Genomic DNA, 12,335 nt, shown 5'->3' with positions numbered 1-12,335 from the left:
TCATACCTCTCAGAACGCCATCGCAGCTGACACCGCACGTTTCCAGCGGTCATAGGCGGCATCACGCTCTTTGGCAGAAAGCTCCGGTTCGAACCGGCGATCCAGCGCCCAGGTTTCCGCAAATCCCTGTTGATCCGGATAAACGCCTGCGCGCATACCGGCCAGCCAGGCCGCGCCCAATGCCGTGGTTTCCTGCATTACCGGCCGGTCGACCTCGGCGCCAAGGTAGTCCGACAATCCCTGCATCGCCCAGTTCGACGCGCTGGCGCCACCGTCGACACGCAGGATAACGTCGGTATCTGCACCCCAGTCGCCCTGCATGGCGTGCCACAGATCGCGCGTCTGGTATGCGATACTTTCCAGCGTGGCCTTGGCAAATTCGGCACGGCCTGAATTCCGGGTCAGACCGAACACCGCGCCACGGCAATCGGGTTTCCAATAGGGCGCGCCGAGGCCGGTAAAGGCCGGCACCAGCACGACATGCTGGTTCGGGTCAGCCTTTTGGGCCAGCTCGCCACTTTCCGGGGCGTTCTCGATGATCTGCAACGCGTCGCGCAGCCATTGCACGGCTGCCCCGGCCACAAAGATTGACCCTTCCAGCGCATACGTCCGTTTGCCGTCCAATTGATAGGCGATGGTGGTCAACAGGCGGTTCTTCGACTCGACCGGCTTATCCCCTGTGTTCAACAGAGCAAAACAACCGGTGCCATAGGTGGATTTCATCATGCCCGGCTGGAAACAGGCCTGCCCGATTGTGGCGGCCTGTTGATCACCGGCAACACCTAGAATCGGGATATTTCCTCCGAATAGGGTCGTATTTCCAAAATCCGAGGCACAATCTCGCACCTCGGGCAGCATGTTCATTGGGACGTCCAGCAGATCACAAATCTCGGCGCTCCACTCGCCTTTGTGGATGTCGAACAGAAGCGTGCGCGCCGCGTTTGTGGCGTCTGTCGCGTGGCTGCGCTCTTCTGTCAGGCGCCAGATCAGAAAGCTGTCGATGGTGCCGAACATCAGCTCTCCGGCCTCGGCCCGGTCCCGCGCACCCGGCACGGTGTCCAGCAACCATTTAACTTTGGTGCCCGAGAAATAGGGGTCCAGCAGCAGCCCAGTCTGGGCGGTCACGTCATCCTCGCACCCGGCCTGCTTGTAGCGCGCGCAGATCTCGGCGGTACGGCGGTCCTGCCAGACGATCGCGTTGTGGATGGGTTCGCCGGTTGTGCGGTCCCAGACCACGGTGGTTTCCCGCTGGTTGGTGATGCCGATACCCGCGATTTGATCAGAGGTTACCCCGACGCTATCCATAACTTCGCGGCAAACCCGCAGGACGCTGTCCCAGATTTCCTCGGCGTCGTGTTCGACCCAGCCTTCCTGCGGGAAGTGCTGAGTGAATTCGTGCTGCGCGGTGCCTGCGCGCTGCATCTCAGCGTCGAACAGAATTGCCCGCGATGATGTGGTGCCCTGATCAATGGCAAGAATGTAGGTCACGCCTGCGCCCCCCGTCGTTTGGTTTTGCGGGACTTTAGCGCAAACAATGACGAACGTGCCAGTGTGTTCAGACAGGAATATTGTCGATCAGCCGCACACCATCCGCCCAGGCTGCTGCGAACAGGCGGGCAGGCCGGTTTGCGTGGGTTATTGGGTCCAGCGTTTCGGCACACCGCAGTTGAAAATACTCCACCTGCGTGAAGCCCGCGGCCAGCAGATCGATCTCGGCTTGTGCAGCCAAAAGATCAAACGGCGCGCCGTCTTTCAGGGCGGCCGCCAATTCCCGCATGATCCGGTTTTTGTGGGCGGCAATATCCAGCCCTTCGGACGACAGTCGCAGGTTGCGCGATGACATGGCCAGACCCGAGGGCTCGCGCACTGTGGGGCATCCAACAACCTCGGTCGGAATGTCCAGATCGCGCGCCATTCGGGTCACGATCATCAGCTGCTGATAGTCTTTTTCCCCAAAATAGGCTCTGTCCGCCTGCGTTTGCAGGAACAGTTTGGCCACAACTGTGGCAACGCCGTCGAAATGGCCGGGACGGAATTCACCTTCCATCACATCGGTCAGGCCCGCGACGGAAACGGTGGTGGCAAAGCCCTCCGGGTAAATCTCTTCGGGTTCCGGCACGTAGATCGCATCAACGCCGTAGGGGGCCAGTTTCTGCGCATCCTCGTTCTCGGTGCGCGGGTACTTTGCCAAATCCTCGGGGTTGTTGAACTGTTTGGGGTTCACAAAGATCGTGACGATCACCCGGTCACAACCCACCTTGGCGACCTCAACCAGTGACAGGTGACCCTGATGCAGCGCGCCCATGGTCGGAACCACGCCGATCTCTTCACCCTTCCGCTTCCATTCCGAAGTCAAGGCACGCAGGTCGGCCAGACGGCGAAAGATTGGGGCGGTCATGCCTTGGGTCCTTTGGTCGGGGCCTGATCGGAAAAGACGTGTTCGTCCGCCGGGAAGGTTCGTGCGCGCACCTCTGTGGCATATTCTGCAATGGCGGCTTCGGCCAATGGACCAAGCTCAGCATAGCGTTTGACGAATTTCGGTTTGAAGGCGGTGAAAAAGCCAACCAAGTCGTCGACAACCAGAATCTGACCGTCGCACCCCGCCGAGGCTCCGATTCCGATTGTTGGGATCGCGATCTCAGCCGTGATCTGATCGGCCAATTTCTGCGGTACTTTTTCAAGAACGACCGAGAACGCGCCCGCCTCGGCCACAGCGCGTGCATCGGCCAGTACAGCCTCGGCCTGTTCGTCGCGACCTTGAACCTTGTAGCCGCCAAGTGTGTTGATCGATTGCGGCGTCAGGCCAATATGCGCCATCACTGGAATCCCGCGCTTGACCAGAAAGCGGATGGTCTCGGCCATTTCGACGCCGCCTTCCAACTTAACTGCGCCCGCGCTGGTTTCGGACATCAGCCGGGCGGCGTTCCGGAATGCCTCGGCAGGCGAATGCTCGTAACTGGCAAAGGGCATGTCGATGACCATCATCGCACTTTCCAAACCGCGCGCGACGGCCTGACCATGCATCACCATCATCTCCATCGTCACACCCAGCGTCGATTCCAGCCCGTGCAACACCATGCCGACGCTGTCGCCCACCAAAACGAAATCACAATGATCATCCATCAACCGCGCCATCGGCGTGGTGTAGGCTGTCAGACTGACCAGCGGCTCGCCGCCTTTGCGGGCGCGGATATCCTGTGCATTCGGGGCTTTTTTGCGGGCGGTGGCGCTCATTGTCGCTCCTCCGGTTGTCATGTTGCAGCGCGGCATAACAGATGGGAGCGGGCTATAGAAACCCCGGTTGCGCGAACATTTCCTTGAATGACCTAAGGTTTAAAGAGAAGTTGGGTGCAGTACGGCCCAAAAAATCGCAGGTTTCCATTTTCAGTGGGGAGTAATTTACATGACAAAGCAGACATTTCGGTCCTTTGCTTCGGTGCTGGCGGTTAGCGCCAGCCTGTTTGGTACACAGGTTTTCGCTAAATCCGACATTACTATAGCGTTGCAACTAGAGCCGCCGCATCTGGACCCGACCAGTGCCGCAGCACAGGCTATCGATTCGGTGGTTTACACCAATATCTTCGAAGGCCTGACCCGGTTTATGGGTGATGGATCTGTGGTACCCGGTCTGGCTGAAAGTTGGGAAATCTCGGAAGATGGCAAGGTCTATACCTTCAAACTGCACGATGGGGTTACCTTCCACGACGGCACCACGATGGATGCCGAGGACGTCAAGTTCAGCCTGGACCGCGCCCGATCCGAGGATAGCGCAAATGCGCAAAAAGCCCTGTTTGCCGGGATTGAAAACATCGAGGTGGTCGACCCGCTGGCCGTCAAGGTGACCCTGTCTGAGCCAAACGGGAACTTCCTGTTCAACCTGGCCTGGGGTGATGCGGTTATTGTCGCGCCCGATAGTATCGAGGGCATCAAGACCAACCCCGTCGGAACCGGCGCATTTACCTTTGGTGAATGGGTGCAGGGCGACAGTATCACCCTGAACCGCAACCCGGACTATTGGGGCGATCAGCCAGCGTTAGAGACTGCTACATTCAAATTTATCTCGGACCCGACGGCGGCTTTTGCGGCCATGATGGCCGAGGATATCGACGTGTTCGACAATTTCCCCGCGCCAGAGAACCTGCCGCAATTTGAGGCTGATCCGCGCTTTCAGGTGCTCGTCGGCTCGACTGAAGGGGAAACCATTCTGTCCACCAACAACAAGATGCCACCCTTCGATGATATCCAAGTGCGTCAGGCATTGGCCCATGCGATTGACCGTCAGGCGATTATCGACGGAGCGATGTTTGGCTACGGCACGCCCATCGGCACCCATTTCGCGCCGCACAATCCGGCTTATGTTGATCTGACCGGGAACTCGGCCTACGACCCCAAGAAGGCCGCTAAGATGTTGGCCGATGCTGGATATGCGGAAGGGTTTGAAACGACGCTGCATTTGCCGCCCCCATCCTATGCCCGCCGCGGGGGTGAGATTGTGGCCGCCCAACTGGCCGAGGTCGGGATCACGGCCAATATCATCAACGTTGAATGGGCTCAGTGGCTGGAATCGGTGTTCAAAGGCAAGGATTTCGGCCTGACCATCGTCAGTCACACTGAGCCTATGGATATCGGGATCTATGCGCGCCCTGACTATTACTTCCAGTATGACAGCACCGATTTCCAGGCGCTGATGGACACGCTGAATTCAACGACAGACCCAGAAGAACGCACCCGTCTGCTGGGTGAGGCACAGCGCCTGATCGCAGACGACTACGTCAACGGGTACCTGTTTCAACTGGCCAAGCTGGGCGTGGCCAAGGCTGGAGTTCAGGGCCTGTGGGAAAACGCGCCCACGGCCGCAATCGATCTGACGCAGATCAGCTGGTCCGAGTGACTCAAGGCAGGGGCCGCTGGTTCACGGCCCTTGCATTTAATGTTGTCGAGTGAGCCAAGGATGATTTTGTTTCGTGTCCTGTTTCTGGGTTTTGTGACCGTTGCCCTGGCGGCAACGACTGTGGAACCGGTTGTGGCGCAGAACATTCTGGACAGTCGGTTGGACACGCCCATCGGGACGCCAGAGAACCCGCTGGATGTTGGTATCGGTATTCGAATAGATCAGATCACCAGCGTTGACCAGAAGGCCGAAAACTACGGTGCCGTGGTTGTGCTGCGTGTTGAGTGGACCGACCCTGCGTTGGCTTTTGACCGGCAAGAGCTGGGGCGCGATTTCCGGGTTTTCAACCCCCCGGCGCTGGCCGATCATGCCGCTGAGATCGGGACGGTGGTACCAGCATTCGTCATTCACAACCAACAATCCAACAAGTGGATTCACGAAGCCGCTGCCTCTCTGCGATATGACGGGCGGGTGTTGTATGTCGAGAAATCCTCGCTGACATTACAGGCCCCACATTTCGATTTTCGGAAATACCCTTTCGACACACAGGAGTTTCATTTCGAGGTCGTTTCGATCTTTCCATCCCAATATGTGTCCTATCATCCGATGAACGAGTTCTCGGGCCTTGGTGACCTGCTGGGCGAAGAAGAGTGGATTCTGGACAATGCGCGGCTTGAAACCTCTCAGGTCACGGGCCTTTCCGGTCAGGACAGCGATCAGGTTGCGCTGATCTTCGAAGGCCACCGGCATCTGACCTACTATGTCATTCGGGTGTTTCTGCCGATGCTGGTGCTGATCTCGGTCGGCTGGGCACTGTTCTTTCTTGATGAATACCGCAAAAGGATCGAAATTGCCGGAGGAAACTTGCTGGTATTCGTAGCTTTCAACTGGGCGATTTCTGCTGATCTGCCAAAGCTTGGATACCTGACATTTCTGGATTTCGTTCTGCAGTGCATGTTCCTGATGACCGGGGCTTTGATTGTGTTCAATGTCGCCCTGCGCAGGCTCAAAGTCTCGGGTCGCGAATCCGGGGCGCGCAAGTTGGATAACTACGCCATCAAGTGGATTTACCCGCTGGGTTACGCTGCAATCGTTGGCTATGCAGTTTTTGCCTATCTTCTGGTTCCATAGGTGCTGGACCGGGAAGGCGCGCACCCCTAACGTGGCCTCGATGCTTCGCTATGCCCTCAAACGACTGATATCGCTGGTGATCAGCCTCGCCGTCGCCTCGGTCGTTATATTTGCCGTGATTGAGGTGGCGCCCGGTGATCCGGCGTCATTCATGTTGGGCGTCAATGCGCAAGAGGATACGCTTGCCGCTCTGCGGGCCGAGTTGGGTTTGGATGTATCCAAGGTGCAGCGGTATTTCAATTGGGTTGGCGGGATGATGGTGGGGGATTTCGGAACCTCTTACACCTATCGCACGCCCGTGTCGCAGATGATCGCGGATCGGCTGTGGGTCTCGCTGCCCTTGGCGCTGTATGCGCTTACCCTGTCCACCGCGATTGCGTTTCCGGTAGGCATCTATGCTGCCGCGCGCCGGGGAAGACCGGGCGATCTGACGGTAATGGGGGCAACACAGCTGGGCATTGCAGTGCCGAATTTCTGGTTCGCCATGATGCTGGTTCTGGTCTTCGCCATCAACCTGCGTTGGTTCAATGCCGGAGGGTTCGCAGGCTGGGACAAGGGGCTTTGGGCAGGGCTACATTCCCTGACACTGCCGGCTGTCGCGCTGGCCCTACCGCAGGCGGCCATTCTGGCGCGGGTCATGCGGTCGTCTTTGTTGGACATATTGGGCGAAGACTTCATGCGCACCGCACGTGCCAAAGGGCTTTCGCGTCGTCAGGTCCTGTGGCGGCACGGGGTGCGCAACGCGCTGATCCCGGTTCTGACAATCATCGGGTTGCAGTTTTCCTTCCTGCTGGCGGGATCTATTATTATCGAACAAGTCTTTTATCTGCCCGGTCTTGGGCGATTGGTGTTTCAGGCAATCTCGGCCCGCGATCTGATTGTGGTGGAATCCGTGGTAATGCTGCTGGTCTTTGCGGTCATCACCGTGAACTTTCTGGTCGATCTGGCCTATGCAGCCGTTGATCCAAGGTTAAGGAGCCGGACATGAGCCGGAGCCTGATCCTTGGGGCTTGTCTGTCCTCGCTGGTGCTGTTGGCGGCGGCGATTTCATTTGTCTGGACGCCCTATGATTACGCTGCGCTGAACATCCCCGACAAACTGCAGCCTCCCAACGCGTTGCATTGGTTTGGTACGGATCATTTTGGACGCGACATGTTCTCGATGATCATGGTCGGTGCCCGTACCTCGATTGCCGTGGCTTTGGTGGCGGTGGGGATTGGCATGGCGCTGGGCGTGCCTTTGGGCCTGACAGCGGCTGCGCGCAAAGGGTCGTGGCTGGACGAGCTGATCATGCGCGGCAACGATCTGGTATTTGCTTTCCCGTCTCTGGTCATCGCCATCCTGATCACTGCCGTGTTCGGTGCTGGCGCGATAAATGCGATCATCGCCATTGGCATTTTCAATATCCCGGTTTTTGCACGCATCACTCGCGGCGCAGCGCTATCTCTATGGGAACGGGAGTTCATCCTGGCCGCGCGCGTTTCGGGCAAAGGTGCGGCACGGATATCGGCTGAGCATATCCTGCCTAACGTCGCCAACCTTCTGATCGTTCAGGGCACCATCCAGTTCTCTCTGGGCATTCTGGCTGAGGCTGGTCTGTCCTATGTCGGTCTGGGCGCGCAACCGCCCACGCCAAGTTGGGGCCGGATGCTGGCAGATGCGCAGACAATGGTCAGTTTTGCCCCACATTTGGCTCTGATTCCGGGTCTGGCGATCATTGTCACGGTGCTTGGGTTGAACCTGCTGGGAGATGGGTTGCGCGATTGGCTGGATCCCCGGATCAGGGTGGCGCGCGCATGAGTTTGCTTGAGATCGAAAACCTGACGCTGTCCATTCACGGCACGAACATCCTGAAACAGGTCAATCTGTCCATTGCGCCCGGTCAGATCGTGGCCGTGACCGGGGAAAGCGGATCGGGCAAATCGATGACCGCGCTCGCGGTGATGCAGCTTTTGCCGGACGGAGCAAAGACAACCGGAGCCATCCGGCTGAACGGCTCAGATATGTTAGACCGCGATGAAAACGATTTGTGTGCCTTGCGCGGTGCCGCGATCGGTATGGTGTTCCAAGAACCTATGACCGCACTGAACCCGGTCAAAACCATTGGCGATCAGGTGATGGAGACTATCCTGATCCACAAGGCCATGCCGCCCAGACAGGCGCGAGACCGGGCGGAGGAAGTTCTGACCCGTGTTGGCCTGCCGCCGGATCGTTTCCCGCTGTCCCGCTTTCCGCACGAACTGTCCGGCGGGCAGCGTCAGCGTGTCGTGATTGCGATGGCGATCGCGTTGCGTCCCAAGCTGTTGATCGCGGATGAGCCGACTACAGCGCTAGATGTGACAACGCAGGCGCAAATCCTCAAGCTTCTAAAAGGGCTGGTGTCGGAATATGACATGGGGCTGTTGATGATCACCCATGATCTTGCGGTAGTCGCAGATATGGCCGACCAAATTGTTGTCATGCGCCATGGCGAAGTCGTCGAATCCGGGGCCACTGACTACCTGCTACACCACATGCAACATCCATATACCCGAATGCTGTTCAAGGCTTCGGGGCATCAGGTATCCCTGCCCGAAACCACGCATTCCCGTCCCTTGCTTGAGGTAGAAAAAGTCATTCGCGACTATCGTCTGCCCCGCAAGGGGCTGTTTGATACACCGGGGCAACACAGGGCAGTTGACCATGTCAGCTTTACGCTAAATAGCGGAGAACGTCTGGGTCTGGTTGGGGAGTCGGGTTGTGGAAAATCGACCCTAACAAAGGCCATTTTGGGTCTGGAAGAAGTTCAGGGTGGTGACATTCGTCTGGATGGCCAGCCTGTCTTTTCGGGTCACAAACCCAACCTCGCCGTGCGGCGCAAGATGCAGGTGGTCTTTCAGGACCCCTATGGCAGCTTCAATCCACGTCACCGCGTGGCCCGGCTGATCACTGAACCGTTCCATCTGCTCGATGCTCCTGTAATGGGGTCCGAGAGGCAGGACCGGATCGCTGAAATGTTGACTGCGGTGGGTCTCAGCCCGGATGACGCTGGTAAGTATATTCATGAATTCTCTGGCGGTCAGAGACAGCGCATCGCCATCGCCCGTGCCTTAATCATCCGGCCCGAGCTGATCTTGTTTGACGAGGCTGTTTCGGCCCTTGATGTGTCGGTCCGGGCCCAGATCCTCGACCTGCTGGCCGAACTATGTGAGGCCTATGATCTGACTTATCTGTTCATCAGCCATGATCTGAGCGTCGTGCGCACCATCACTGACCGCGTTATGGTGATGCGAGCCGGAAAGATCGTCGAAGAAGGCGATACCGAAAGTGTCTTCTCTGACCCACAACACCAATACACAAAAGACCTGATTAATGCCGCGCCAGTGCTGCCAGACATTGGTCGGGATGTGGCGTGAACCACATATTAGAGCCGAATATAGGAGTATCTCATGTCCAACCCCCTTTGGTTTGATCCAAGCCTGTGTCTGATCGGCGGCAATTGGGTGCCGCCAGCCTCAGAACAAACATTGCCTTTGATCAATCCTTCTGACGGCTCAGATATCTGCCAGATCGCAAGGGGTGGCGCGCATGATGTTGATGCTGCGGTCAAGGCTGCTCAGACTGCGATTGACGGGGATTGGGGACGAAAGACTGCGCTGGAGCGGGGCCGTATCCTTACGCGTATGGGAAGGATGGTTTTGGAGCGTGTCGAGGGCCTGGCCACGCTAGAGGCCATGGATGTCGGCAAGCCCCTGACGCAGGCACGCGCAGATGCGGTTGCGTTGGCACGGTATTGCGAATTCTATGGTGGGGCCGCGGACAAGGTCATGGGCGAGACCATCCCGTATCTGGATGGCTACACCGTCTATACTTTACGGGAACCGCACGGCGTGACGGGGCATATCGTGCCGTGGAACTATCCGATGCAGATCATCGGGCGGTCGGTTGGGGCTGCGCTGGCGATGGGCAATGCCTGCGTTCTGAAACCTGCGGAAGAAGCTTGCCTGACCGCGCTGGCCTTTGCGCACCTCGCGCAAGAGGCCGGTTTGCCCGCCGGTGCCCTGAATGTCATACCCGGGTTGGGGGCCGAGGCGGGGGCGGCTTTGTCGGGCCATACGGGCGTGCACCATGTCTCGTTTACCGGATCAGTCGCTACTGGGGCGCTGGTGCAGCAGGCAGCGGGGCAAAATGTGGTGCCCGTGACGCTGGAGCTTGGGGGGAAGTCACCTCAACTGGTGTTTGACGATGCCGATCTGGACGCGGCCCTGCCCTTTCTGGTGAATGCGGGCATTCAGAATGCCGGACAAACCTGCTCGGCCTCGTCACGCATTTTGGTGCAGCGCAGGGTTTATGATCAGGTCAAGCATCGTATGGCAGCGGCCTATGCAGATTTGACCGTTGGCCCTGCGCAAGACGATCTGCGCGTCGGCCCGCTGATATCGGCCCGTCAAAAGGACATCGTTTCGGGCTTTCTGGCCAAGGGCGCAGACCTGACCGTCGCAGGGCAAGGACAGATCGTAGACGGTGCACCGTCCGAGGGGGCCTATGTTGTGCCGACCCTTTTTGCGGACGTTCCGCCGGATCACTGTCTGGCCAAGGATGAGATCTTCGGTCCCGTGCAGATGCTGATCCCATTCGATTCCGAAGAAGACGCGGTGAAGATTGCCAACGGCACCGATTACGGGTTGGTCGCCAGCATCTGGACCCGCGACGGCGCACGGCAGATGCGGCTGGCAAAGCAACTGCGCTCGGGCCAGGTGTTCATCAACAACTACGGCGCGGGTGGTGGCGTAGAGCTACCCTTTGGTGGTGTCGGAAAATCCGGACACGGCCGCGAGAAAGGGTTCGAGGCCCTATTTGGCTTTTCACAGTTGAAAACGGTCGCGGCGTACCATGGTTAGAGCCTAAACAATCACCTCGATCGCCTCTTGTGCTCCTACGCCGAACACTCGTTTGTAGCGTTCGATCTGATCCTTCGGTCCCATCGCCTTTTCCGGGTTGTCCGACAGTTTCACGGTCGGCTGGCCATTGGCGGACACAGCCTTGCAGACCAGCGAGAACGGCGCCAATGCGTCGTTTGGCACGAGCCCGCGGAAGTCGTTGGTCAGCAATGTGCCCCAACCAAACGAGATTTTGGTCCTGTCCGAAAACTGAGTGTGCAGTTCCCGAATTTTGTCGACATCCAGACCATCCGAGAAAATCACGCGCTTTTCCAGGGGGTCTTCCCCACGGGATTGCCACCACTTGATCGCGGTTTCTGCGCCTGTTGCGGGATCACCGCTGTCGATGCGAATGCCGGTCCATCCGGCCAGCCAATCAGGGGCGCGATCCAAAAAGCCTTGCGTGCCATAGGTGTCCGGCAGAATGATGCGCAGATTGCCGTCATGTTCCTCGTGCCAGTCGCTCAGCACGTCATAAGGCGCTTGCGCCAGTTCGGCATCGTCTTTGGCAAGGGCACTGTAGACCATCGGCAGTTCGTGCGCATTGGTACCAATGGCCTCAACTTCGCGCCGCATGGCGATCAGACAGTTCGATGTGCCAGTGAACGACGGTCCTAGACCCTCGATCATGGCCTGCACGCACCAGTCCTGCCAAAGAAAGCTGTGTCGACGCCGGGTTCCGAAGTCAGCGATTCCAAGCCCGTCAATATCCCGCAGCTTTTCGATCTTCTTCCAAACGCGGGTCATGGCCTGGGCATATAGCACCTGCAGCTCGAACCGCCGCATGTTGTTCAGCACCGCGCGCGAGCGCAGCTCCATCAGAACCGCAAGCGCTGGGATTTCCCACAGCATGACCTCGTGCCATTTGCCTTCAAAGGTCAGCTCGTACTGATCGCCCTTCCGTTCCAGGTGATAGGGCGGCAGGCGCATGTTTTCGAACCATTCCATGAAATCCGAACGGAACATCTGGCGCTTGCCATAGAACGTATTGCCCCGCAGCCACGTGCTTTCTCCCCGGCTCAGGCCAAGCGATCGGATATGATCCAATTGCTCGCGCAGCTCGCCTTCATCGATAAGTTTGGCCAAAGGGATGTGATTCGACCGGTTGATCAGGGAAAAAGCCACATCCGTTTGAGGCTTATTTCGAAACACTGACTGGCACATCAGCAGTTTGTAGAAATCCGTGTCGATTAAAGACCGTACAATCGGGTCAATCTTCCATTTATGATTGTACACGCGTGTCGCAATATCGACCATGGGGAACTCCTGCGATTTCCGTTGTTAGATCAATCGGTGCGTGGAATGGCAAGAGTCGCTAGAATGATAACAATGACAAGGTCAGGTCACATTGCGAGCATATTGTGTGATCTTTTCACAGTTTAGTGAAAAGAGAG

At 57.9% G+C, this 12,335-nt stretch carries 10 protein-coding genes; 6 read left to right on the top strand and 4 right to left on the bottom strand.

Annotation, left to right across the window (positions count from 1 at the left end; all coding sequences use genetic code 11):
* Positions 1 to 9 precede the first annotated feature (9 nt).
* The 3 genes from glpK to panB all read right to left on the bottom strand — a co-directional run bounded on the left by glpK (position 10) and on the right by panB (position 3,234).
* Positions 10 to 1,488 carry a glycerol kinase GlpK gene (gene glpK / locus AC2FJE_RS04850; protein WP_496760703.1) on the bottom strand — a complete coding sequence of 493 codons (1,479 nt, stop codon included), beginning with the start codon at positions 1,486 to 1,488 and terminating at the stop codon, positions 10 to 12.
* Positions 1,489 to 1,555: 67 nt separating this feature from the next.
* Positions 1,556 to 2,398 carry a pantoate--beta-alanine ligase gene (panC, locus tag AC2FJE_RS04845; protein WP_496760702.1) on the bottom strand — a complete coding sequence of 281 codons (843 nt, stop codon included), beginning with the start codon at positions 2,396 to 2,398 and terminating at the stop codon, positions 1,556 to 1,558.
* A complete protein-coding gene (gene panB, locus AC2FJE_RS04840; protein WP_496760701.1) occupies positions 2,395 to 3,234 on the bottom strand; it encodes a 3-methyl-2-oxobutanoate hydroxymethyltransferase in 840 nt (279 codons plus the stop codon). Before panB ends, panC begins: the two co-directional genes overlap by 4 nt.
* A 169-nt stretch (positions 3,235 to 3,403) precedes the next feature.
* Between panB and AC2FJE_RS04835 the strand changes: the two genes are divergently transcribed.
* Genes AC2FJE_RS04835 through AC2FJE_RS04810 form a run of 6 tightly spaced genes read left to right on the top strand, consistent with a single transcriptional unit; the run spans position 3,404 to position 10,902 of the window.
* Positions 3,404 to 4,891 carry an ABC transporter substrate-binding protein gene (locus tag AC2FJE_RS04835; protein ID WP_496760700.1) on the top strand — a complete coding sequence of 496 codons (1,488 nt, stop codon included), beginning with the start codon at positions 3,404 to 3,406 and terminating at the stop codon, positions 4,889 to 4,891.
* Between the two features lie 60 nt (positions 4,892 to 4,951).
* Positions 4,952 to 6,022: a ligand-gated ion channel gene (locus AC2FJE_RS04830; RefSeq protein ID WP_496760699.1), complete on the top strand. Its 1,071-nt coding sequence runs from the start codon at positions 4,952 to 4,954 to the stop codon at positions 6,020 to 6,022.
* A 40-nt stretch (positions 6,023 to 6,062) separates the two neighbouring features.
* Positions 6,063 to 7,010, top strand: coding sequence for an ABC transporter permease (locus AC2FJE_RS04825; RefSeq protein ID WP_496760698.1), 948 nt, complete (start codon positions 6,063 to 6,065; stop codon positions 7,008 to 7,010).
* The gene (locus AC2FJE_RS04820) at positions 7,007 to 7,822 is read left to right on the top strand and encodes an ABC transporter permease (protein WP_282170150.1); all 816 of its coding nucleotides are present in this window, start codon (positions 7,007 to 7,009) and stop codon (positions 7,820 to 7,822) included. Before AC2FJE_RS04825 ends, AC2FJE_RS04820 begins: the two co-directional genes overlap by 4 nt.
* Entirely contained in the window at positions 7,819 to 9,417 is a 1,599-nt protein-coding gene (locus AC2FJE_RS04815; protein ID WP_496755389.1) for an ABC transporter ATP-binding protein, read from the top strand. Before AC2FJE_RS04820 ends, AC2FJE_RS04815 begins: the two co-directional genes overlap by 4 nt.
* A gap of 33 nt (positions 9,418 to 9,450) precedes the next feature.
* Positions 9,451 to 10,902, top strand: a complete 1,452-nt coding sequence (locus AC2FJE_RS04810; RefSeq protein WP_496760697.1) for an aldehyde dehydrogenase family protein — start codon at positions 9,451 to 9,453, stop codon at positions 10,900 to 10,902.
* A 3-nt stretch (positions 10,903 to 10,905) separates the two neighbouring features.
* Here AC2FJE_RS04810 and pncB read toward each other — a convergent pair whose 3' ends face one another.
* The gene (gene pncB / locus AC2FJE_RS04805; RefSeq protein ID WP_496755387.1) at positions 10,906 to 12,198 is read right to left on the bottom strand and encodes a nicotinate phosphoribosyltransferase; all 1,293 of its coding nucleotides are present in this window, start codon (positions 12,196 to 12,198) and stop codon (positions 10,906 to 10,908) included.
* Positions 12,199 to 12,335 lie beyond the last annotated feature (137 nt).

Source organism: Ruegeria sp. CDSC002, from assembly GCF_059610905.1.
This window is presented reverse-complemented; position numbering and strand designations above follow the sequence as displayed.